21 protein-coding genes and 1 pseudogene are annotated in these 23,595 nt (G+C 41.2%); 10 read left to right on the forward strand and 12 right to left on the reverse strand.

Annotation, left to right across the window (positions count from 1 at the left end; translation table 11 throughout):
- The first annotated feature begins 72 nt into the window (after positions 1 to 72).
- Positions 73 to 1,182, forward strand: coding sequence for a DUF3541 domain-containing protein (locus tag LRQ06_RS13860; RefSeq protein WP_232767321.1), 1,110 nt, complete (start codon positions 73 to 75; stop codon positions 1,180 to 1,182).
- On the opposite strand, the gene LRQ06_RS13865 is transcribed toward LRQ06_RS13860, so the two are convergent.
- Positions 1,179 to 1,505: a hypothetical protein gene (locus LRQ06_RS13865; RefSeq protein WP_232767322.1), complete on the reverse strand. Its 327-nt coding sequence runs from the start codon at positions 1,503 to 1,505 to the stop codon at positions 1,179 to 1,181. The genes LRQ06_RS13860 and LRQ06_RS13865 overlap by 4 nt on opposite strands.
- Positions 1,506 to 1,717: 212 nt before the next feature.
- On the opposite strand from LRQ06_RS13865, the gene LRQ06_RS13870 reads away from it, so the two are divergent.
- The gene (locus LRQ06_RS13870) at positions 1,718 to 2,569 is read left to right on the forward strand and encodes a pirin family protein (protein WP_232767324.1); all 852 of its coding nucleotides are present in this window, start codon (positions 1,718 to 1,720) and stop codon (positions 2,567 to 2,569) included.
- 67 nt (positions 2,570 to 2,636) lie between these two features.
- Here the strand turns inward: LRQ06_RS13870 and ppnP are convergent, their stop codons facing one another.
- Positions 2,637 to 2,921, reverse strand: a complete 285-nt coding sequence (gene ppnP, locus LRQ06_RS13875; protein ID WP_232767326.1) for a pyrimidine/purine nucleoside phosphorylase — start codon at positions 2,919 to 2,921, stop codon at positions 2,637 to 2,639.
- 161 nt (positions 2,922 to 3,082) lie between these two features.
- Here ppnP and LRQ06_RS13880 point away from each other — a divergent pair, with 161 nt between their 5' ends.
- Together LRQ06_RS13880 and LRQ06_RS13885 are read left to right on the forward strand one after the other, a co-directional pair.
- A complete protein-coding gene (locus LRQ06_RS13880; protein ID WP_232767327.1) occupies positions 3,083 to 3,517 on the forward strand; it encodes a DUF2850 domain-containing protein in 435 nt (144 codons plus the stop codon).
- Between the two features lie 93 nt (positions 3,518 to 3,610).
- A complete protein-coding gene (locus LRQ06_RS13885) occupies positions 3,611 to 4,723 on the forward strand; it encodes a mechanosensitive ion channel family protein (protein ID WP_232767329.1) in 1,113 nt (370 codons plus the stop codon).
- An 83-nt stretch (positions 4,724 to 4,806) separates the two neighbouring features.
- Here LRQ06_RS13885 and LRQ06_RS13890 read toward each other — a convergent pair whose 3' ends face one another.
- Entirely contained in the window at positions 4,807 to 7,167 is a 2,361-nt protein-coding gene (locus LRQ06_RS13890; RefSeq protein ID WP_232767331.1) for a Lon protease family protein, read from the reverse strand.
- Between the two features lie 204 nt (positions 7,168 to 7,371).
- On the opposite strand from LRQ06_RS13890, the gene LRQ06_RS13895 reads away from it, so the two are divergent.
- On the forward strand, positions 7,372 to 8,682 hold the full coding sequence (locus tag LRQ06_RS13895; RefSeq protein WP_232767333.1) for an MATE family efflux transporter: 1,311 nt from the start codon (positions 7,372 to 7,374) through the stop codon (positions 8,680 to 8,682).
- 44 nt (positions 8,683 to 8,726) lie between these two features.
- On the opposite strand, the gene aroG is transcribed toward LRQ06_RS13895, so the two are convergent.
- Positions 8,727 to 9,782, reverse strand: a complete 1,056-nt coding sequence (aroG, locus tag LRQ06_RS13900) for a 3-deoxy-7-phosphoheptulonate synthase AroG (RefSeq protein WP_232767335.1) — start codon at positions 9,780 to 9,782, stop codon at positions 8,727 to 8,729.
- A 352-nt stretch (positions 9,783 to 10,134) separates the two neighbouring features.
- Here aroG and LRQ06_RS13905 point away from each other — a divergent pair, with 352 nt between their 5' ends.
- Positions 10,135 to 11,832, forward strand: a complete 1,698-nt coding sequence (locus tag LRQ06_RS13905; RefSeq protein ID WP_232767337.1) for a phospho-sugar mutase — start codon at positions 10,135 to 10,137, stop codon at positions 11,830 to 11,832.
- Between the two features lie 77 nt (positions 11,833 to 11,909).
- Here the strand turns inward: LRQ06_RS13905 and LRQ06_RS13910 are convergent, their stop codons facing one another.
- Both LRQ06_RS13910 and LRQ06_RS13915 read right to left on the reverse strand, forming a co-directional pair.
- Positions 11,910 to 12,524, reverse strand: coding sequence for a fumarylacetoacetate hydrolase family protein (locus LRQ06_RS13910; protein ID WP_232767338.1), 615 nt, complete (start codon positions 12,522 to 12,524; stop codon positions 11,910 to 11,912).
- Positions 12,525 to 12,556: 32 nt separating this feature from the next.
- Entirely contained in the window at positions 12,557 to 12,907 is a 351-nt protein-coding gene (locus LRQ06_RS13915) for a hypothetical protein (protein ID WP_232767339.1), read from the reverse strand.
- A 158-nt stretch (positions 12,908 to 13,065) separates the two neighbouring features.
- Here LRQ06_RS13915 and LRQ06_RS13920 point away from each other — a divergent pair, with 158 nt between their 5' ends.
- On the forward strand, positions 13,066 to 14,913 hold the full coding sequence (locus LRQ06_RS13920; protein ID WP_232767340.1) for a putative bifunctional diguanylate cyclase/phosphodiesterase: 1,848 nt from the start codon (positions 13,066 to 13,068) through the stop codon (positions 14,911 to 14,913).
- Between the two features lie 30 nt (positions 14,914 to 14,943).
- Here LRQ06_RS13920 and shyA read toward each other — a convergent pair whose 3' ends face one another.
- Together shyA and LRQ06_RS13930 are read right to left on the reverse strand one after the other, a co-directional pair.
- The gene (gene shyA / locus LRQ06_RS13925; protein WP_308218835.1) at positions 14,944 to 16,254 is read right to left on the reverse strand and encodes a peptidoglycan DD-endopeptidase ShyA; all 1,311 of its coding nucleotides are present in this window, start codon (positions 16,252 to 16,254) and stop codon (positions 14,944 to 14,946) included.
- Between the two features lie 187 nt (positions 16,255 to 16,441).
- Positions 16,442 to 16,741 (reverse strand): isoamylase early set domain-containing protein, encoded by a 300-nt coding sequence (locus tag LRQ06_RS13930; protein WP_232767342.1) that lies wholly within the window; start codon positions 16,739 to 16,741, stop codon positions 16,442 to 16,444.
- A 512-nt stretch (positions 16,742 to 17,253) separates the two neighbouring features.
- On the opposite strand from LRQ06_RS13930, the gene LRQ06_RS13935 reads away from it, so the two are divergent.
- Entirely contained in the window at positions 17,254 to 18,531 is a 1,278-nt protein-coding gene (locus LRQ06_RS13935) for a YjiH family protein (protein WP_232768976.1), read from the forward strand.
- Positions 18,532 to 18,562: 31 nt separating this feature from the next.
- Here LRQ06_RS13935 and tatC read toward each other — a convergent pair whose 3' ends face one another.
- The 4 genes and pseudogenes from tatC to LRQ06_RS13955 all read right to left on the reverse strand — a co-directional run bounded on the left by tatC (position 18,563) and on the right by LRQ06_RS13955 (position 20,822).
- Positions 18,563 to 19,312, reverse strand: a complete 750-nt coding sequence (gene tatC, locus LRQ06_RS13940; RefSeq protein ID WP_232767344.1) for a twin-arginine translocase subunit TatC — start codon at positions 19,310 to 19,312, stop codon at positions 18,563 to 18,565.
- A 173-nt stretch (positions 19,313 to 19,485) separates the two neighbouring features.
- Positions 19,486 to 19,668: pseudogene (tatB, locus tag LRQ06_RS13945) on the reverse strand (Sec-independent protein translocase protein TatB); the annotation flags it as partial.
- A gap of 52 nt (positions 19,669 to 19,720) precedes the next feature.
- On the reverse strand, positions 19,721 to 19,891 hold the full coding sequence (gene tatA, locus LRQ06_RS13950; RefSeq protein ID WP_232767345.1) for a twin-arginine translocase TatA/TatE family subunit: 171 nt from the start codon (positions 19,889 to 19,891) through the stop codon (positions 19,721 to 19,723).
- A gap of 58 nt (positions 19,892 to 19,949) precedes the next feature.
- Positions 19,950 to 20,822, reverse strand: a complete 873-nt coding sequence (locus LRQ06_RS13955; protein WP_232767347.1) for a GNAT family N-acetyltransferase — start codon at positions 20,820 to 20,822, stop codon at positions 19,950 to 19,952.
- Between the two features lie 214 nt (positions 20,823 to 21,036).
- Here LRQ06_RS13955 and LRQ06_RS13960 point away from each other — a divergent pair, with 214 nt between their 5' ends.
- The gene (locus LRQ06_RS13960; RefSeq protein ID WP_232767349.1) at positions 21,037 to 22,503 is read left to right on the forward strand and encodes an aldehyde dehydrogenase family protein; all 1,467 of its coding nucleotides are present in this window, start codon (positions 21,037 to 21,039) and stop codon (positions 22,501 to 22,503) included.
- A gap of 403 nt (positions 22,504 to 22,906) precedes the next feature.
- Complete coding sequence (locus tag LRQ06_RS13965) at positions 22,907 to 23,581, forward strand: haloacid dehalogenase type II (protein ID WP_232767351.1); 675 nt, start codon at positions 22,907 to 22,909, stop codon at positions 23,579 to 23,581.
- Positions 23,582 to 23,595: the final 14 nt, after the last annotated feature.

Here is a 23,595-nt window from a genome sequence, read left to right on the forward strand (position 1 = left end):
ACTAACATTTCGGCAGTATAATAATCTACTGTTAAATAACAATTATTTTCTTAGAGGTTAGAATCAAGCCAGATGAAAAAAGGACTATTATTAGGGTTTCTCGTTCTTCCTTTGCTGGTGTCTGCAAATGAGATAAGCGCACCAGAGTCACCAACACAGATAGTTCATTCTCAAAAAAACAATCAATATACTGAAATTTCATCAGAGATTTTGTCTAACTACCAAAATCATTACTTATCACTAGATACGTACTCTCAGGGACATTTCTCACTTCGTTTATATCGACAAACATTAGACCCGATCTATAAAAATGGAATCGCTGTCGATTTATATCGTATTGCCAATAAATTAAATTATTTTGCTAATGATATTAATACCCCTGAAAAGATTTTCCTGTATTCTCAAAAACATTTAGCAAATTATAAACAGAAACAAAGTATTCGTTCACATATCCGGTATGAAACAACTAAGAACCGACCTGAATATTTCTATTTAGGTCTGAATTTAATTAGCGCAATGGCAAGAGCCAATGAATATGGTCTTAAATCGGCTCAAGACAGTAAATTACGCGCTATTTTAGATAGCTATGATTTTTCTAAATACGTAACTGATAAAAAAATGATTCGTGCCTGGGCGGCTCAACTGGCGAATCAGGTATATTGGCTGAAACAATTAAATCAGGCTGATTATATCAAAGAGTTTACCAATGCATTTAAGGCGGCTTATCCTGATAGGGATGATAAAAATTTAAACCGACAACAATATGAAAACAAACTATATGGCTTAACTCATATTATTCTGGCCGACTCGATGTATTACCAGACACTGGTATCTGAACGTAAACATCAATGGATATATACTTATTTCCGTAACAACATCAATACTATTTTACTAAGGGCTAAGCCTGACATATTAGCTGAAGTTGGTGTCTGCTTTATGCTGGCAAATAAACCCAACGATCCAGTTGTAGCCCAGCTAAAACAAGCTCTGGTTAAAAAATACGACAGCAACGCAAAAATGATACCATCCGTAAACGGAAGTAATGATCTGGAAAATGGTGAACACCGAAATACGTTAGCCATTATGTTTTTAAACTGGCAAGGCCCGCATATGGCTCCAACCGCTGATAAACAATCTGATATGGTGGACTCTCTGCCTTATGGATTAATTGCCAAAAACTAGCTAAACAACGCCATGATTGCCATGCTTAGTATTACCAGGCTAACTGCTAAGCTGGCATATGCGTATTTTTTACTTCTTCTTTTTTTCTTATGTAACTTCGCCTGCTCAATCTGTTTATGAACAAATTCTTCTTCTTTGATCTCAATAGACTCTTCTAATGCTTCCTCCGTCGCCGTAATATGCTCATTCAAAGCATCGTGCTCGTCTTTCTCGTGCTGAGCCTTATTTGCCACCCTGGTAAAACGATGTATCTGATCGAGTGTCAGATCATCCTTTGGATCATAACCTTTTCCTTGTTTATCGTGTTTGGGGACGACTGCCATATAACCTCCCGAAACATACTCATATATGTTAATTATATACTCATATCAATAAATGTGTCTGAGTTACATAAAAAGTGAAATATCAGACTTATTCAAATTTATTGACAATGAGGACCAAATTGCTCTCCTGACAGTGACAACCGGAGATCGATATACTGCCTGCGTAACCTGAAGTAACTCTGAAACAAACAAGCTATATAGGGAGAGGCATTATGTCTTTTCAAACGACTGTTAAAAAAATCATTCCAACTCAGCCAACCTCCGATGGCGATGGTGTTAAAATCCGCCGTATTGCTGTCTTTAATGATAATGCCTTTTCACCATTTTTAATGTTAGATGAATTAAAATCTGACGATAATTCTGACTATATCGGTGGTTTTCCTCCGCACCCTCACCGGGGAATAGAAACGCTTACTTATATGATCAGTGGCCATTTTCAGCACAGAGATCACCTGGGAAACCAGGGAGAACTCAGAGACGGGGGAGCCCAATGGATGTCGGCAGGGAAAGGTATTATCCACAGCGAAATGCCAATAATGAAAGCCGGACAACTACTTGGGTTCCAGATTTGGATTAATCAACCGGCAGCCAGTAAACTATCACCAGCTCAATATCAGGACTTTCAATCTGAAACTATTCCTGTTCTTTCAACAGAAACAGGCGTCAGGCTTAAAGTTATTTCAGGATCTGTGGGCATTGAAAATGAGTGGATAGAAGGCCCTTTACAACAAACCAGTATCAATTACGATGTAGCTGATTTAATGCTCGCTGATTATCAGTCAGTAACTATCAACCTTCATGCTGACCATCAACATTTCTTGTATGTTTATCAGGGAACAGTTCAGACTGACGAACAACATATCGGGGCGGGTTCTGCGGTTTTATTGTCAGAAGGGACTGAGCTAAAAATACAGGCAGAAAAAACATCGGGGGTATTAATACTGTCCGGCAAACCCATCCATGAACCGGTTGTACATTATGGTCCTTTTGTCATGAATAGCTTACAGGAAATTGAACAGGCCATTGATGATTTTAACTCAGGAAAATTTGAAACCTACGAGTAAAGAGAAGGGGGTACCCTTCTCAAAAACGAAAATGTTTCACAATTTCCGGAAACTTCTGAAGTTGAAGTTACTTAATGTATTCACATAAGTAAGCCGTTGGCTGATCGACTTTCACGTCAAAAGATGACTCACCGGGAACATTAAACGCCTGTCCCTGAGAAAAAATCTGCCAGTTTTCTGCTCCTGACAACTTTACCGTTAACTGGCCGGAAACCACGGTCATTTTTTCCGAAGCTCCGGTTACAAAGGTAAATTCACCCTTTTCCATGACACCGACGGACAATGACTGACCATCCTGCTCAAAGCCAAGAGACTTAACCTGTTCATCAAAATAACGATTTTCTTTAATCATTTAACCTTCCGTGTTTACATCATAAAACTTCATTTGTCGGAAAATGACTTTTACCTCAAATTAAAATGTTCCTCAAGGATTTGTTCTTCACATCCTAAACTATAATTGTGTAGACTAACTCTCTTAATCATCCAGACACACGTTGTTAAAGGCTGAATCCTTTGAAAATTTTATTTTTTATTTTAGGTCTGCTTGGAGTTTCTCTGGCTGGCTACATGATTTATGTCAGCTATAGTGCTTATGTAAATCCAAAACAGATTTATGGGACATGGGTAGAACTTAATGTATTGGAAACACGCCAGGATGTTCTGGTATTTAACAAACAGGGCGTTTACCTGAATGCTCACCTGATTACCACGAATCTTGACTATGACGGTAAGAAAATTAAATTTTCAACGGGCGGTGGAGAAACCATTTATCGGATTGCCGGAACCCATAAAATGCCTATCTTGAAACGGATTAAACCTTCAAGTCCACAAAAAATGCTGATTCGAAAAGAAGATGAAGCACAGTTTAAACAAGAGCAATCACGTCAAAAAGGAAAATCGCCCTTGTCTTACGATGATGCAAACGAAAGGTCGCTGTTCAGTAAATGACTTTGTTTTTATAAATTATTTAAATGTTGTTGACCTGTAAGATAACATTACTGTTAACTTCTATACGCCTTAAAAAATGACGGTTTAAAATTTATGGAAATTCTAAAATGGCTGAATACCCATGCCATTTCTATTCCTGATAGCTGGAATAACAGTGTGTTGTTTATTACTTTAGCCAGTCTTGTTATTTGGGGGATCTGGCGCCTGTTATACAGCCGACTTATTGTCATTACAGAAAAAACTAATGTTCAGTGGGATAACCTGCTGCTACATGCTCTGAAAACACCAATAAGTACACTGATATGGTGCTGGCCGGCCACAATCTCTTTTGGTCTGGTACTTGAGCATCACGTTGAGAGCGATCTGAACTGGCTCGATACCAGCAAACGACTTATCGTTGTCATGATTTTTATCTGGATTCTGCTTCGCCTGATCAACAACATAGAGTATTACGTCTTATCGACTAAAAAAAAGGATGAGACAACCGTTCAGGCAATATCAAAAGTCGCCAAGTTATTTTTCCTTATTATAGGATTGCTGACCTTTCTTCAGGCATTCGGACTCAGTCTGTCGGGTTTGCTCACTTTTGGTGGTGTCGGTGGTTTAATTGTCGGTCTAGCTGCCAAAGACTTACTATCTAACTTTTTTGGCGGGCTAATGATCTATTTTGACCGACCTTTTAAAGTCGGAGACTGGATTCGGTCCCCCGATAGAGATATAGAAGGGACAGTAGAAAGAATCGGCTGGAGAATGACCATTATCCGAACCTTTGATAAACGACCGTTGTATGTTCCAAACTCCGTGTTCAGTAACATTGTGGTCGAGAATCCCTCTCGTATGTTAAACCGCAGAATATACGAGACAATTGGAATAAGATACGATGATGGAGACAAAATTCCCTCAATCATTCAGGATGTAAAGGTCATGCTTGAAACACATCCCGATATCGATACCAATCAAACCCTGATTGTCAATTTCAACCAATTTGGGCCCTCGTCTCTGGATTTCTTCGTTTACACCTTCACAAAAACCGTAAACTGGATTCGATATCACGAAGTAAAACAAGACGTTTTATTAAAAATCATGGCGATAATTCATCAGTATGATGCCGACATCGCCTTTCCTACGCAAACAATTAAACTACAGCAGGAAACGCGTCCTAATCCGGAAATAATTCCGGAGACTAAAGCACCAGACATCCAATAATTACCGGCTATCAACCTGCCTTTCTTGCAACATACGAAAAAATAAACACCGGCGAACTCAGCAAGAGAGCGCCGGCATCAATGCTATTTTCTCAATGCGTTGAGTTTAGACTGAGTAATACCAAAGACAGAATCCACCGGATAACTACCGTCGTCGTGCATCATCCCGGCCGGTTTTCCGGTAAAGATTTCAATCGCTTCGTGTACGTGCTCAATGGCCCAGATATGAAACTCCCCTTTTTCAACAGCTTTCACAATATCGGTACGCAGCATTAAGTTATGCATATTGGAATGGGGAATGATCACCCCCTGTGATGCTTTTCGTCCCTTAATGACACAAACATCGAAGAACCCTTCGATTTTTTCATTAATTCCACCGATAGGCTGAGCTTCGCCAAACTGATTCATCGAACCGGTAATGGCAATATCCTGACGATTCGGAATTTTGGAAAACGCTGACACAATCGCACAGACTTCCGCCATACTGGCACTATCGCCATCAACGCCTCCATAGGACTGTTCAAACGTGATGGTGGTCGTCAGAGGAACGTGAGCCGTTCTGCCAAAGATAGAATGAAGATAAGCCGAAAGAATCATCACCCCTTTTGAGTGAATGCTGCCGCCAAGGTCAACACTTCTCTCAATATCAATGATTTCACCATCGCCAAAAGACGTTGTTGCTGTTATTCGGTTTGGAACACCAAAATCATGATCGGTCGTCGCCAAGACAGATAATGCATTCACCTGCCCCACGGCTTCACTTTCTGTTTTTATTAATGTCGTGCCATTAATAAAGCTTTCCATCACACCATGCTGAAGACGATTAACCCGGTGCTCCTGATTCTTCAGAGCGTCATCCACATGAGACTGACGAATCATATTCGAATTAGCCTGACGGGCAACATAGTTCGATTCACGCAATAAATTTCCGATGTGAGCAGAATGTAACGAGAGCTTGTTTTGATCGCCGGTAATCCGGGCACTGTGCTCGATTAAACGGGCAATCGCTTTTTTATCGCAATGGAGAAGATTATTATCATGAACGAAACTGGAAATAAAGCGGGCGTACTGAAGCTCGGATTCTTCATCACGCTTCATTTCATCTTCAAAGTCAGCCGTCACACGGAACAGTTCTCTGAACTCAGGATCATAATTGGTCAGAAGCTGATAGGTATGGTAATCACCGAACAGGATGATCTTCACATCCAAAGGAATGGGTTGCGGATCCAAAGATACGGCTCCGGTGAGCGTTATTTCTTTCTCAAGCGATGTCAGACTAAGTTGTCTGGCCCTCAGTGCCCTTTTCAGGCCATCCCAGACATACGGCCTTTCCAACACTTTAATGGCATCCATCAGAAGCACCCCCCCATTTGCCCGGTGCATACTGCCAGAACGAATCAGAGAGAAATCAGTAAAAACTGTTCCTTTAAAAGTGGCGGTTTCAATGTAACCGAACAGAGTATGATAGTTCGGGTTTTCTTCCACAACGATAGGGAAAGAATCATCCGAATGCGCAACCAAGACATTCACTTTGTAACGACGGGGCAATTTTTTATCAAGGGAAGCCGTGGCCAGTTCACCCTGCTCATTACTATCATCTAAAAACAGATCGGCATTTTCAATAATGTCTTGCTGAAGATTGTTCAGATACTCTTTTATCTCCGGATATTTTGTATAATCCGACTTCAGATTTTTAATAAAATGAGAAATGACTTCTAACGTCACTTCTTCATTCAGTTTTTTAATTTTATTACTGTAGTCTTCTTCCAGCTCCGTCAGAAGGCGAGCCATATTACGCAGACTGACTTCCAGTTCATCAATTACGGTTCCAAAGCGTTCCTGTTCTGCCACATCCAGAGCTTCGAACGTTTCTTCGGTATGTAAGTCCTCACCATTCATGGCAACAAACTGATAGTCGCCCTGTGGAGTAATGGTCAGACTCACGCCCTTTTCTTTTGCACTGCTTGTAATCTTTTCCAGTTCATCCTGCTGAGTTGCAGAGAGCTGATCTTTAAGTTTTTCAGCCCGGCTGATATAGATCTCGTTATCAAAAGCAAGAGGAATAGCATTCACTAATTTGGTGATCAGTTTTTCAATATCCTGACGTAGCTGGTTGCCAATACCTCTTGGAAGCTTAAGAACTTTTGGGGTGCGGATGTCATCAAAATTGGCAACATAGCACCAGTCAAAAAGATTATCCGAATTATACTGATGACGGCTGAGATATCTGAGTACCATGGTTCGCTTACCCAGACCGTTACGGCCAATGGCGTAAATGTTGTATCCTTTTTCTTTAATTGACATTGCAAATTCAACGGCTTTCTGAGCTCTTTCCTGACCAATAATTTCATCAATTGGCGATAACTCTTTGGTTGATTTACAAGGCAAGTTTTCAAGTTCTGTCGTACGATATAACTGAGATGCACTCATACATTTTATTGACATAATCTTTCCTGCTTAACTTTCCATGCTTAATTGTAGTTTAAATGCAATTTGTTTAATTTATAGTGACTTATCCATTATTCAGGTCTAAGTGAACAAATAGTAACCAGCATTGCCGAATTTTTCGGTAACCTCTTGGGTTTACCGTTCAGTTATGGTCTACTGGTTGCCCGTTTTTGATGAAGACCACCTCGGAACGAGCAACTAATGCGACCATCACTTTCCAGACAATTGTTTTCTATGACATGGCCAATGCTTTTTGGAGTTTTATCTCTGATGAGCTTTCAGTTGGTTGACAGTGCTTTTATTGGTCAGCTTGGGGTATTACCTCTGGCGACGCAGGGATTTACCCTGCCTATGCAGATGGTTATTATCGGTATTCAGGTCGGTTTGGGGATTGCAACAACCGCCATTATTTCCAAAGCTATCGGTGCAGAAAAATGCCTTCTGGCCCGGCAATTAGGTGGATTAATACTCCTATTGGGATGTGCCTCCATAGCCGTATTTTGCGGCCTGATTTATGTTCTCAGGCACACAATACTGAATTTGCTGGGCGCTCCCACCAATGTTCTCCCAATTATTGACAGCTACTGGCCGCTCTGGTTAATCAGTGCATGGGCAGGGGCCACTTTGTATTTTCTTTATAGCCTGTGCCGGGCAAATGGAAATACCATGCTACCCGGTTCGATGATGGTACTAACCAGTATTCTGAATGTGATACTGGATCCTATCTTTATTTTTCAGTTTCATTTAGGCATCCGGGGAGCGGCAATCGCCACTATCGTCTCATTTGCGGCCGGAATACTCATCGTCTTACCACGGGTCTACCGGAAACACTGGATGACGTTTCATTGGGAAGGTTTCGATATTACCCATAGTATTGCCGGTATTTTATCAATAATGGGACCAGCGATGGTTAGCCAGTTGCTGCCCTCGCTGTCGTCAATGCTGGCCACTAAATTGCTTGCAATGTTTGGTTCATCGGCGGTTGCAGCCTGGGCTGTCGGCTCACGATTTGAATTTTTTTCCATCGTTTCCGTTCTGGCATTAACCATGTCAATACCACCAATGATCGGTAAACTTTTAGGACAAAAGCAATACATAAAAATTGAAGAACTGCTTAACATTGCCATCCGGTTTATTCTGGTGTTTCAGTCCTTGCTGGCTTTTATTGCCTTTATTTTTTCCGGTCCATTAACAACGTTAATGTCCAGCGAGTCCAGTGTTCAGAATCTGCTAAACTGGCACTTATGCTGGATACCTGTTAGTCTTGGTCCTCTTGGCGTTTGCATTCTGATTGTCTCAGTATCAAACGCACTGGGTTATTCATATAAAGCGCTGATCATTTCAGGATTACGACTGTTTGCCTTTTTCCTGCCGTCTTTATGGATTGGCTCTTATATCTGGGGAATTCAGGGGATTTACATTGGGGCATTAATTGGAAATTGCCTTGCAGGTATCGCGGCCTGCTTGTTTTATCAGTCAATGATGAAACAGCTCAAAGCAAAAAAAGCATAAGGACAAACCTTATGCTTTTCATCTTTCCTCTATACGGGACCGGCTTAACTGCGTTCCCGTCTGGCAGCGACTGCGCCAGCCAGTTGGCGAAGCATCAGCTCGGTATCATTCCATCCAATGCATGCATCTGTAATAGACTTCCCGTATGTCGCTGTTTTTCCATCAACCAGATCCTGACGACCTTCTTCCAGATGAGACTCAACCATCACACCAAAAATAGCTTTTTCTCCATTTGCAATCTGTCCTGAGACGTCTTCTGCAACAGCCATCTGACGCTGATATTCTTTAAGACTGTTCGCATGGCTGAAATCAATCATAACTTTCTGTGGCAGATTGGCTTCACCCAGTTTACGCGCAACTTCAGTAACATGTGCAGAACTGTAATTCGGCTCTTTACCACCACGGAGGATTAAATGGCAATATGGGTTTCCTTCAGTCTCAACAATCGCTGAATGACCATACTTAGTAACAGATAAAAAGTGGTGTGAAGCTTCTGCCGCCCGGATTGCATCTGCCGCTATTTTAATATTTCCATCAGTGCCATTTTTGAATCCAACAGGACATGACAGACCAGAGGCCAGTTCGCGGTGAACCTGAGATTCCGTAGTTCTTGCACCAATAGCCCCCCAACTGATTAAATCAGCAATATACTGCGGTGTAATCATATCCAGAAATTCTGTTGCGGTTGGAATTCCCATATCAGTCAGATCAAGAAGCAATTTACGCGCGATTCTTAAACCATCATTAATTTCGTAAGTATCGTTCAGGTAAGGGTCGTTAATTAAACCTTTCCATCCAACGGTTGTACGTGGTTTTTCAAAATAAACCCGCATAATAATTTCAAGTTTATCGCCGAGTTCTTCACGTAACGCTTTTAAACGACGGCCATATTCCAATGCGGCTTCAGTATCGTGAATGGAGCATGGGCCAATGACTACAACAAGCCGATCATCTTTTCCTTCCAGTACATCATGAATAGCTTGTCTCGCATTAAACGTAGTTGAAGACGCAGTATGAGTAGCAGGGAACTTCTCTAAGATCGCAACAGGGGGCAATAATTCTTTAACTTTTTTTATTTTTACATCATCAGTTTGAAACATTCTGCTCTACATCCTTTACTACTTTTTAATATGTACCTACGTTTAAAATTAACTAAAACGACAGGACTTTGTTCGTTGACCATGGTAAGTTAGCGGCTTATTACAAGACTTGCAAGCATTATTTAAAACTTATTGCAATAGAGATAATAACATTATCTGTAAACCATGATGTAAACAATAATTTACATTTAATTTTTATATCATCATAGAAACAAAGCTAAAACAGCCTTTTGATCTAATTTTTATATGTAACCAAATCCGAAGATAACACTATTTAACGATTGCGTGCACATTTACCTATAAAAAGTTATCGTACACTTAAAACATCAACACAAAGCAAAGGCAAAACAGTATGGAAAGTCCGATCAGTCAATGGCTAAACAGAGATCCCGACCCTTCGACCCGTCAGGAATTACAACAACTTATCAATACTGAGAATAAACAGGAACTTGCTGAACGGTTCTCTTCCAGACTGGCATTCGGTACTGCCGGACTGAGGGGGAAAGTTGGAGCTGGCCCAAACCGGATGAACCGGCTCGTTGTACAAGAAACGTCTCTCGGTTTAGGTCATTACCTTGAGAAAACCATTCCGAACGCAAAACAGAAGGGCGTGTTCATCGGCTATGATGCCCGTCCAGATTCAAAACAGTTCGCGCACGACAGCGCCGAAGTCCTTCTTTCGTTAGGATTTAACGTTTATCTGACCGACAATGTGGTTCCCACCCCGTTTGTTGCGTTTGGTGTCAGACATTTCTCAACCGCAGCAGGGATTGTTGTGACTGCCAGTCACAATCCACCTGAATATAATGGCTACAAGGTATACTGGGAAAACGGTGCTCAGATTATTCCACCCCACGATCATGGTATTGCCGCCTGTATAGACGAAGCTACAAAATTGCCCATAACGTTGACCTCTCTGAGTAATGCAGACGGTAAACTTCACTGGCTGGGTGAATCATTTTATCAAACTTACCTGGATAAAATGCTAAAAAGCTCTGAGTTAATTACAACCACACCGAAACAAGCCTCTATCGCTTATACGGCTATGCACGGAGTCGGTGGACGTTTCATTTCAACCATCGCTTCTACAACCGGTTTTGAACGGTTTTACACTGTAAAAGAACAATACGATCCCGATGGAATGTTCCCGACCGTTAACTTCCCTAACCCCGAAGAACCCGGTGCAATGGATAAAGTAATTGCCTTAGCAAAGGAAAAGAATGCCGATATTGCCTGTGCTAATGATCCCGATGCCGATCGTTTTGCCGCTGCTGCAAAAACAGAATCCGGCCATTACCGGATGCTTACCGGCGATCAGGTTGGCATTCTGCTGGCTGACTACATTTTGTCGAACAGGCAACAACCATGCTGGATTGGCAATACCATTGTCTCTTCCAGCTTATTGGAGAACATTGCATCTAAATATGGCGCTTCCTATTTTAAAACATTGACCGGCTTTAAATGGCTCACCAATGTTGCAATGGAAAATCAGACTGAAACAAAACCATTTGTTTTTGCCTATGAAGAAGCATTGGGTTATACCGTTAACAATCTGGTCTGGGATAAAGACGGGTTAAGCGCTTTTGCTGTGTTTACCTCTCTGGCAGAAACCCTGAAACAACAACAAAAATCGGTATGGGATCGATTGTCAGAGATTTACCAACAGTATGGATTCTATGTTACCGCCCAAAAAAGCATTGCCTTTGACCCCAATGAACAATCAATCGGTGAGAAACTCAGGCTAACCCCACCGACACGAATCGCCGGAAAACAAATTCTATGCACTGAAGACTTTTTGTCATCGGTAAAAACTCTCAGTTCAGGTGAAACCAAACCGCTTGATTTCCCCGAGAGTGATGTTCTGATCTATCACTTAGAGGACGGCTACCGCGTTATCGTCCGCCCTTCAGGAACAGAACCTAAGATAAAATGTTATTACGAACTGAGTTACCCAATGGCACCCGGAGAAGGGTACTGGAAAGCTCAGGAACACGCTGATGAGCATATGACGTCATTCATCAAACAACATCAGGCTGAATTAGGTCAATAATCCTCAGACAAGGCAGCAAGTCGCTTCAGTATGGAAGTTGCTTGCTGTATTTTTTTGATTTAAAAAACATCCTGGGACTACTGCGCTATCCATTCGGCTTCCAAAAGAATCGTCTCTTCACTCTTCAGTCTGGCAAGAAAAACATCTCCCCGGTGAACAACACCAACACCTTTAGGCGTCCCGGTCATCACAACATCTCCATCCTCTAAATCACAATAACTATTGATTTCATCAAGAATCACCGGAGGGGAATAAATCATTTGGTTAACATGACCACACTGAATTCGGGTACAGTTGATATAAAGCTCCAGATTTAACGTATCAAGAGCAATATTCTGAAGAGAAATAAAACGGCTAAATACCGCAGAACCGGCAAAAGATTTAGCCCGTTCCCAAGGCAGTCCCTTTTCCTTTAGTGAGGACTGCAATTCGCGCTTGGTAAGATCCAGGCCAATTCCGGCATACCGGAACTGTCCTCCTTCAATAACCAGACAAATTTCCGTTTCATAATGAAGTGGCTCCTGTCGAAAAGAGAGCAGTACATTCGTCACTGAACAATTTGGTTTGTGAAACAGAACCATCTGTTCAGGAATAACATTATTAAGTTCCCTTATGTGCTCAACATAATTTCGGCCAACACAAACAATTTTAGATGGTGTTACAAACTTCCCATCAACTTTAATCTGCTTCATTTAACTTCCCTGTTAATTCTCACAAAATCTTTTTATGAACGCTTTGGTTGTTTATACGTTTTCCCTGCCGCACGGTAAACATCCCGCGTTTTCAGTGAAAACTGACTTGAAAAGAACCAGGCAACAAAAATTAACGTATCATCGCCTTCATTCATGATAAATTCCAGCAGCTCTTCCTCGTTACCCTGCTCATCTTTCTCTGTAATGACATGATAAATCTTGTTCACACCTTCCATTTCAGCTAATGCAAACTGCCCGGTCAGATCCTTAGCTGCAGAAGCGACATCTTCAAGATCACAATTTTTTAAAAATGCTAAGGCTTCTGGTAATGACCCCATGCTGCTGGCCTGCTTAACAAGCTCTTGAAATTCAGTTTCTTGCATTAATTTACCTCAATTAACGAATTTTATTGAAAGAATTTAAAGATAAAATGCGCATTCATTTATGCATCAATTCTCATTTAAAACTGGAAAGTTGACCATAATTACACCACAGTTAAATACAAATGAGAAACAAGCAGAGATCAAAAAAAGGATCGCTTATGGATTCTAAATCTCGTTATCAGTCAGTTGCAGCAATCAAACAGGTTACCGACTTAATCCACGATATGACGGATGACACTGTGTACATGCGCGCGACTGATTTAATCCATAACTTGTTTTCAACTCATATCACAATGGTTGTTACTTTAGATTATTTGTATCGCTGCAACAAAATTAAAGCATTGTCTTCAGAGCAACCAGCTAATCACTACCTGCTGGATGATCTTCAGCTAATCGTGTCCCAACATATAAATGACAATTCCCGCAAAGACTATATCGTGCCAAATAAGCTTTCCGCTCTATTCTCATACTCTGATTATTTTACGATTCATCATATTCAGGGATATGTGGGAAGCGCCATCATAACAGAAAAAGGAGAAATGCTAGGACTGTTAATCTCTTTGACTACAGGACCTATTGTCGAACCGGATGAAATCCTGAACTGGCATCACTTTGCAACTCAGCTAATCATAAAACACGCCTTCTGCCTTAAATGTCAAAGCAAAACGGATGGATTGTTTGAAAAATTAAATTATGAAGTCTCACACGATAACCTGACCGGACTTTTTAACCGAAGCTACTTATCCGATACTCTTGAACGGCTTATCACAACATCAGAACACAATAATACATTTAGTCTGGTTTTGATCGATCTCGATAATTTCAAAGCAATCAATGACATTTATGGTAACTATATTGGCGATCAGGTCTTAAGGTATGTCTCTTCATGCATACAAAATGTCATTAATGATGATAAGTTCGTATTCAGAGTCGCCGCAGACGAATTTGCCTTTATCCTCTTCGATAAAAATCCGACAGAAATATGTACAAACATCCTTAAAGTGATTTCAAAAGGATATCGGCAAGGCAACGTTTATATAAAATTATCCGCAAGCTGTGGAGTTGTCACCAGAAATGACCATGAAACCGATGCAGAGCAAATTTTACTTAATGCCAGTCTGGCTCTAAAAGACTGCAAAAACACACAGGGAAAACTGATTTCGTGTTTTAATACAGAGCTATATGAGCAGTACTATCGTCAGACACAAATTGTCGAAGCGTTAAAGAATGAACTTCACAGAGTAACCGCTAAACGTTCCGAATTTTATGTCGTATTGCAACCTATCATCCACCGAAAACACACCGAATGGCAACGGTTTGAGGTGCTCACCCGTTGGCAGAGTACCGAATTGGGTTCCATCTCACCTGTGGAGTTTATCGCCGCTGCGGAACAATCCGGCTTAATGGTAGATCTGGGTCACTTAATTCTACAAAAAACATGCGAGGCCAAAGCTCAGATAGAGCAATCAATCGGTAAAAACATTCACCTGTCACTCAATTGCTCTGCTCAAGAACTAAATCATTCACAAAATTATGCCGATCTGCTGACCAAAACCATTACAGACTGGAAATTTTCACCTTGCGATTTCACACTAGAAATCACCGAAACCGCGTTACTTGAGCAGGATAAATCCGTTAATGATGTACTCTACTATTTAAGAAATTTCGGATTCAGGATCGCACTGGATGATTTTGGGACTGGCTATTCCAGCCTTAATTACGTTCATTCCTACCCGGTAGACTGTTTGAAAATTGATGCTTCGTTTATCAAAAATATGCTCGAAAACTCTACGTCAGAAAAAATTGTAAAACTTATTGTTCAGTTGGCAGAACTTCTCGGGCTAGATTTAATAGCAGAAGGAGTTGAAAACAGAACGGCTCTGGAAAAACTGTATTCAATGGGATGTCACTGGATTCAGGGCTATTATTTTAGCAAACCAATAACTCCCAATGAAATTATCAACAGATTGCAGTATGCAGAAAATGAAACGGAAGCCGGCAAATAAACGTCTTAACATCACTCAGACTTTTAAAAATTAGCTGTTCACCGAACCAGAACTGTTTTGATTCATCGCCAGTTCTTTATTTTCAATCAATTTGTTCAGCTTATTACGTCGGGCAATAAAGTCAGACATATCTTTCTTCGGCACAGATGTCGCCATCGGAATTTTTGCCGTCATTGCATTAACCGGATGATTTCTTATGATCAACTCATAATGCAAGTGTGGACCAGTAACGCGTCCCGTACTCCCAGAAAGTGCGATTCTCTGACCACGGGAGACATGCTGTCCTTTATGCACCAGCACTTTACTCAAGTGCAAATAGCGGGTTTTATAAACATTATCATGTTTAATAACAATATACTTACCGGCATAAGGATGGTTACGAATCAACTCTACCACACCATCGCCTGTCGATAATATAGGTGTTCCAACCGGTGTCGCAAAGTCCGTACCATTATGCGGCGCTAACCGCCCGGTCACCGGATGACGTCGGTGTGGATTAAATGGAGAGCTGATACGCCAGTGTCTGGCCGTCGGATACCTTCTGAACGCTTTCTGAAGACTTTGACCATTCTGATCGTAATATTGTCCATCTTTGTACAGATAAGCAGAGATTGGCTTCCCTCTTACACCAATTTTAATCGCCTGAATTTCGCTGCTTCCGGTCAGCTGTCCATCAACGGACTGAACGGAACGAACTATTTCAAACGTATCACCGGCCCTCAGATCCCGGGTGAAATTAATTTTATCTTTTAAGAGACGGACAATTTGTTCAATTTCATTACTACTCAAACCCAATTTATAAACGGACTGAGAAAAAGAACCGTGAATAGAACCAAGCAAAACACTTCGTTTCCATGTCCCGGGGATAGTAATATGCTTGTAATCGTAGGTGCCATCAGCCAGACGTGTATAAACAACACTGTCCGTCAGACTTAGCTCAAGAGACAGTTTCTGAAGAGAATGTCCGTCAGAACCTTTCCAAAACCGGAGGGTATCACCTGGTTTAATTGTATCTAATGAAAGATAGTTGAGATCAGTCTCCATCACTTTCATTAAATCTGAATAACCGAAACCAAGCTGTTCAAAAATCTTACTCAGGCTATCGCCCGAACGAATATGGTATTCATAATCCGGCACAGGTGCAGACTTCACATGCCTGTCAGATATAATTTGTTCAACAAGTCTGTTTTCCGGAATTTGTACGTTAACCGATGTTCTTGACACATCAGAACTAAACGTACTCCATAAAGCGACCAACGCAATAACCGGCACCGTTGCCAACAAAAGCTTTGGCTTTTTGGATAACCCTACTACACGTTCGTTGATTGATTGAAATACCACAATAGATCCAAGTTTAATTCAGCAAAAGCTAAAGATTAAATGCTTGTAACAGACTTGTCACCTAGATCAAGTCAAAGAAATAACAAAAAAGGCACATTAAGTGCCCTGCACTATCTCATACTACTTTCAATAGGTAACAAATCTTATGCAAATTGTTAAATATTAACAATCAGGCAAACACTACTGACTACTGATAGGTGGATACTAAAGAATTATCGTCACCAAAATCATTAGCGATGTATTTATCTGCACCTGGATCATTCATCCATTCGACGTCGTTAAGTAAATACCGGAACTGGAACTCCTCATCTTTTGGTAATCTGGTTTTAAACTTAAACATTCCTGTTTTAGCTACTTTTTTCATTGGCTCTGGTTTCCAGTCAAGGAAATCAGCAACGATAGCAACTTTTGAAGAAGACTCAGGAGCTTCTAACTCAAAAGTAACTTCGACCTCATTTTTAGTTTTGAAATAACGTTTATTAATCATCTGCAAACTCCGTTTTGTCGTGAAAGATTTACCTTATGTTTCACGCTTCACCTTTAACTATAGAAATATATTCACTAATTTGTACAATTTAAAACGCAAGACACTGGTGAGTTTTTGTTCACACACTATGAATAATAAGAAATTTGTCGCATGTCTACAACTTCTAATATCACGCTTTTCAGCCACATACACACTACAAACATATACGAACATCCCTGATTTTATCAAAACAAGATAACAATCTATATAACAATCCACCTACAATATTAATTATTGAATAACTAATGATTGATATTGAATAGTATTGCAATTTTAAAGAAAACGAGATATTCTCCGCGCTTTTTAAAAATCATGAGAAGACATCGCTTCAGCGGACGGACAATCTTTTCAAATTATACGAGAGTTTTATGAGCGACAGTTCAGATTCAACCGCTATCCAAGACCAAAATCCGGTTTCTGCGAAGCTATTATTACGATTTTTGATTCCTTCATGTCTGGGACTGTATCTCTTTATGGCGCCATTAAGCTATAAAGAAACAACAACCATACCTGTTGCCGTTCTTGCGACATTACTTCGCTCCTTTCTGGCAGACCGTATTATCGGAATCATCTCTGTTATTATTATTTCAATGTCCGTATGTTCGGTTATATACACTGTGGTCAAACCTCAATGTATTCAAAAGTCTACTTTCTGGCATAACTTGCTTTCCCCGACACCGGTCTGGCTTTTAGTCCGTGTCATCGGTGGTGTCTGTGTTTTTTGCGCTTACCTCAGACTTGGTCCTGAATGGCTCTGGGAAGAAAATACCGGTGGTCTGGTCTTAAACGGCTTACTTCCTACTCTCTTCTCTGTCTTCATCTTCGCAGGTCTTCTTCTGCCATTACTGCTCAATTTCGGACTACTGGAACTGTTCGGGACCCTGCTGGGTAAAATTATGCGCCCGTTATTCAACTTACCGGGAAGAAGTGCCATCGACTGCATGACATCCTGGCTTGGTGATGGCAGTGTCGGCATTCTTTTAACCAGTAAGCAATACGAAGAAAAATTCTACACACAGCGGGAAGCCGCTGTCGTAGGCACCACCTTTTCTGCAGTGTCGATAACCTTTAGTCTGGTGGTTCTGGCTCAGGTCAAACTGGAAGCATTGTTTGTCCCATTTTACGCCACAATCTGCATCGCCGGTCTTGTGGCCGCGGTTGTCTTACCACGCCTTCCACCACTACGTTTCAAGAAAGATGTCTACATTGACGGTACATCCCCCAGCCCAAACCAGAACTACATTCCTGATGGACACACCAGTTTTAGCTGGGGATTTCATCTCGCACTGAAAAAAGCCAATCAGGTACCGTCTTTCAGGCATGTGTTTGTCGAGGGACTAAGAAATGCCATTGATATGGTCTTCGGGGTATTACCCGTAGTCATGGGACTTGGTACAATCGCACTGGTACTGGCAGAGCATACCTCTGTTTTTTCCTTGCTGGGTCAACCTTTTGTGCCATTTTTAGAACTGCTCCATATCCCTGAAGCAGAGGCCGCATCCAAAACAGTGATGGTCGGTTTCGCCGATATGTTTATCCCGGCCATTATTGTGTCATCCATTGACAGCGAAATGACCCGTTTTATCATCGCAGCAATGTCCGTAACGCAGCTCATCTACATGTCAGAGGTAGGCGCCTTACTACTCGGAAGTAAAATCCCGGTTAATCTGTTCGAACTGTTTATTATCTTTATTTTGCGGACATTAATTACCGTTCCGGTCATCACTCTGTGCGCTTATCTCACGTTCTGAATAAAAGAGACTGAGTCAGCCTCTGGCTGGCTCAGTGCACTTCAACGTTTGACAATTTACGGCTTCTTTCATAAAAACGGGCAATCAATATTCCTATTTCAAATAGTAAGCACATAGGCACCGCCAAAAGCGTTTGTGAGATGATGTCCGGTGGTGTTAAAAGCATTCCGACAACAAACGCAACCACAATAATATAAGGTCGTTTTCTGGCTAAGCTCTCCGTTGATGTAATTCCCGTCCAACACAATAAAATAGTGGCAACCGGTACCTCAAATGCCATCCCGAATGCAACAAATAAAGCCAGGACAAAATTAAGATAACTTGATATTTCCGTTGTGTACTGAACACCACTGAGTGTGATTGATGTAAAAAATTTAAAGACTAACGGGAACACAACATAATAAGCAAATGCAACACCAAGATAAAAAAGAAAAGAGCTGGAAACTAATAACGGTAATATGAGTTTTTTTTCATGTTTATATAAACCCGGAGCAATAAACCCCCATATTTGATATAGCACATAAGGAATGGAAATAAATAAGGCAACAACAATCGTTAATTTCAGTGGTGTAAAAAAAGGAGAAGCTACATCAGTGGCAATCATATTTGTGCCTTCAGGCAGACGGGCAATTAACGGGCTGGCAATAAATTCATAAATGTTGTCGGAAAAATAAACCAACGACAGAAAAACAAAAAAGATGGCGCCAATCATTTTTAACAGACGACTTCTTAACTCTATCAGATGGCCAATCAATGTTCCTTCATGATTTTTAGCAACCATAATTTATACCTCAATAAAAACCGGATATGTATCCAGACAGCTTCCTATAAATGATGACTTACGGCTTTTATCTCATCCCTGTTTGCTTCGTTCTGAATCACCGGTCTTTCCCCAGTCAGACTGTTTTCCGGTAAGCTATCCCCTGAAGGATGAACCATTTTCACTTCAGGTAATTCCCGGGCTTCTTGAATCGAAATTTCTTTTGTCAACTCAGTCTTAACATTATTCATCATATTTCTGACAGAACGAATATTTCTGCTTACGGTTCGGATCGCATCCGGAAGACGTTCAGGTCCAAAAACAAATAATGCGATAACTGATATAAGAACAAGTTCCCAAAATCCAATTTCAAACACAATCAGCCCTCTTTCAATATTGAATCATTGAATCGTTTCTATTGCTGTTATTTCATTCCTTATTATTATTTTGATAATTCGGAGAATCATCTTCCATCGCTTTTTTAAATCCTTTGACGGCGCCACCGACATCACTACCTAAATTACGCAGTTTTTTAGTACCAAATAATGCAATCACAATAACTGCAATAATTAATAGTTGCCATGTACTGATCCCACCCATAATAGACTCCTTAAAGATTAAACAATAAATTCCATTTAACGACGGATAAACACACAATCTAACCGATAGCTTGTGTCACTAACCCGAACTGCTTAAAATGCCCATTCACTTCAGGGACTTTACCTTTTACCATTTGACTGACCGTATCGACTTTAGCCAGTCCCCACTCTGTCAACATCTTTCCTGTTTCAGGATATTGATTAATGATGTCCAGCCGGACAAATTCTCCATCGGCATTCTTTAATAACGATGAAATAAGGGCCAGCGCATTTTGGGTACAGTCAGCGATCACCGGACCAATACTAAACCCCCGGCCAAAAGGACGGTACATAGCAAATCCCGTAATTTCACCATCATCAGAAACGACCAGGGTGTGAGAGGAAACCCTCAGCATTAAATCAAGGATAGCTTTACGGTCCATGCCGGTTGCTGCGTTAATAAGCGAGTGAAGACGGTCATAGTCTTTTGTCTGATATGTTCTGATATCCGCATTCGCGATTGGCTGAACCAATGTAATGTCTTTGGATGAAACTGTATTTTGATACTGTTCAATCACATTGTATTCCACAAACCCTAATTTTTTGTATAAAGGTTTTCCCATCTCTGTTGCGGTCAGATAAAAATAAGAATCCGTAGCAGCACAATCCATAATGTCATGCATTATCCTGCGCCCGAGTCCATGCCCCTGATACTGGTCTGAAATAACAATTAATCCGACACTGGCATAGTCGCCCTGAGGAACTAAACAAGCCGTACCAATCATGTCACCGTCTATTTCCATCACCAGTGAAGGGCCAAGTGACACTATCTGATCCCAGTCCTGATACGTATGAGGCCAGTGGAGTGCCTGCGTCATGGACAGAGCATTCATCAGATCAGATGAAGTCATTGGTCTCACAACAACATTTTCAATTGGCATCGTTACATCCATTTTCAATCCTTTGACGTGTTTTCCTGATTCCACCCGTAATGTTATTCCATTACTTAAAAACAAAGGCAAGAGTAAAAAGTAAGAACGGCAGATCACGCTGTTTCGGCGTGCTTAAAACAACACTGCTGCTGAATCGGCATAGCATGTCGGTATCACATACTGCACCACTTCATTAACATAATAAAAAAGGAAACATAAAATCAGGATAGACCATATGGACTGGTACAACCCTCAGGATATAGAAATCCCAAACGGTCATTTCATCAATGGAGAACTACGCACGTTTGATGACGATACCTTATCTGAAGTATGCTGCCCTTCATCAGGGAAACCATACGCATCACTACCTTGCGCCTCTGAAAATACCGTCGACTTTGTCATCAACAGTACGAAACAGGCGTTCACCGAAACAGACTGGGCAACGATGGCTCCGCGGGATAGGGCAGACTATCTGTTTAAATGGGCAAGTCTTGTCGAAAACGACCGTGAATATCTGGCTCAGCTTGAATCATTAGGTTCAAGCCGCCCATACCATGAAGTACTGCAATGGGATATCCCTTACGTGGTTGACTGCCTCAAATTTTTTGCTGAACTTGCAGATAAACACGGAGGGTACATAGGCGCAACACAACAAAACCGGCTTGGGATGGTAATAAACCAACCTTACGGCGTAGTTGGTGCTATTACGCCATGGAATTTCCCGATGAGTATGCTTATCTGGAAAGTCGGACCGGCATTAGCAGCCGGAAATGCGGTTGTCCTCAAACCCTCAGAACTGACCCCCTTTTCAAGTAACCACCTTGCCCGGCTGGCATGCGATGCAGGTATCCCGAAAAACATATTCAATGTCGTTCAGGGACTGGGACATACCGTCGGACAGGCAATCTGCGAACATCCTTCCATCGGCAAAGTCACCTTTACCGGATCAACGGCAACCGGTGCAGCAATTATGTCAACCTGCGCATTAAAAGGTCCTAAGCCCTCGACTTTAGAGCTTGGCGGGAAAAGTCCGCAAATTGTTTTTAATGACGCAGATCTGGATAAAACCGCAACCATTGTTGCAAAAGCAATAACAGGAAATGCCGGACAGGTTTGTGTCTCAGGTTCCAGACTTATCATCCACGAATCCATAGAAAAGCAATTCACCCAACAACTCGTTGAATATTTCAGCCAGTTAAAAATGGGAGCAACATGGGATAAAGAAACGACTCTGCCACCTATCATTTCCGCCAGGCAAGCCGACAGGATTGAATCCATTGTCAGTCAGAGTATTGCAGATGGCGCGGAACTGATATGCGGTGGTAAAAAAGTGTTGGAAGGCGGAACATTTTATACTCCTACCATATTAAAAATGAATAAAGCAGATAACTGCGCCATTACCAGTGAAATTTTCGGACCGGTTCTAACGGTTCAAACCTTTCAGACTGATGAGGAAGCCTGGAATTTAGCCAGCCATGAAACTTACGGACTGGCCGTCGGAATCCATACAAACGACATAAAACGGGCACTGACTGGTATGAGAAAAGTGGAGGCCGGCTCAGTATGGATAAACCGCTATGGCCGGTCTTTTGATCATATCATGCCGACAGGTGGCTTTAAGCAATCCGGAATCGGCAAAGACATCGGCGTCGAAGCCTTTCAGGCAAACCTGCACAGTAAGAGCGTGCTTATTGATTTTTAACATTCAGACACAGGAGAAAAAGAAACCATTCTTTTTCTCCTTACCATCCTCTTTGCCCGCAGATTCTTTCGGTTTTCATACATAAACTCACTCAAATTTTCTTTCGCAAGTTGGATTTCAACGTCTTCTATTTTCTAAAAAACATCAAAAATAAAATATAACCAACTGAATTTTAAAACATAAAGAAAAAAATTTCGGCATTACCACCTTTTTTATTTCACTTCGTTGATGCCGGAAAATACACCGTATTTACTGCTGTAATATAAATGAAAAAAGTGTATTCCTGCTTTTGAGTCACCGAATTAAACGTCATCTGCTGTGTAACTGTGATGTAATAATAAATATTATTAATTGATATATAAATGTTTCTAAACTGTTACTTTAAGTTTTAAGGATGAATACGATGAGTACACTTCGCCCCAAATACATTACTTTTGACTGTTATGGCACTCTGACCAATTTTCAGATGGCAACAATGACAAGAGAGATCTTTAAAAATCGTATTTCACCAGAACGTATGGATGCGTTTGTTAAAGACTTTGCAAGTTACCGGCTGGATGAAGTTCTTGGTGCATGGCAACCTTATGATCAGGTAGTGAAAAGTGCATTAGAAAGGACCTGCAAACGCTGGGGCATCACGTATCATGATGCAGAAGGTCAAAGTTATTATGATGCTGTTCCGACCTGGGGACCGCATGCAGACGTACCATCAGGCCTGTCCCGTCTGGCAAAAGAATTTCCGCTTGTTATTTACTCCAATGCCAGTGATAGTCAGATTATGGATAATGTCGAAAAACTGGGTGCACCATTCCATAAAGTATTTACGGCCGAAGAAGCAAAAGTTTACAAACCTCGCCTTGCCGCCTTTGAATACATGATTGATAACCTTAACTGCAGCCCTGATGATATTCTTCATGTCTCGTCCAGTTTCCGTTATGACCTATTTTCAGCCGATGATATTGGCATTAAGAATAAAGCCTTTATTGCCCGCGGCCATGAACAACCTGCTAATAGCATTTACTCATATCATCAGGTCCCCGACATCAATGCGCTCGCTGACTTGCTGGGTTTGGATTAAACCAGGAAATTAGG

This window comes from Vibrio salinus (assembly GCF_021272385.1).
Classification (GTDB): Bacteria; Pseudomonadota; Gammaproteobacteria; order Enterobacterales; family Vibrionaceae; genus Vibrio; species Vibrio salinus.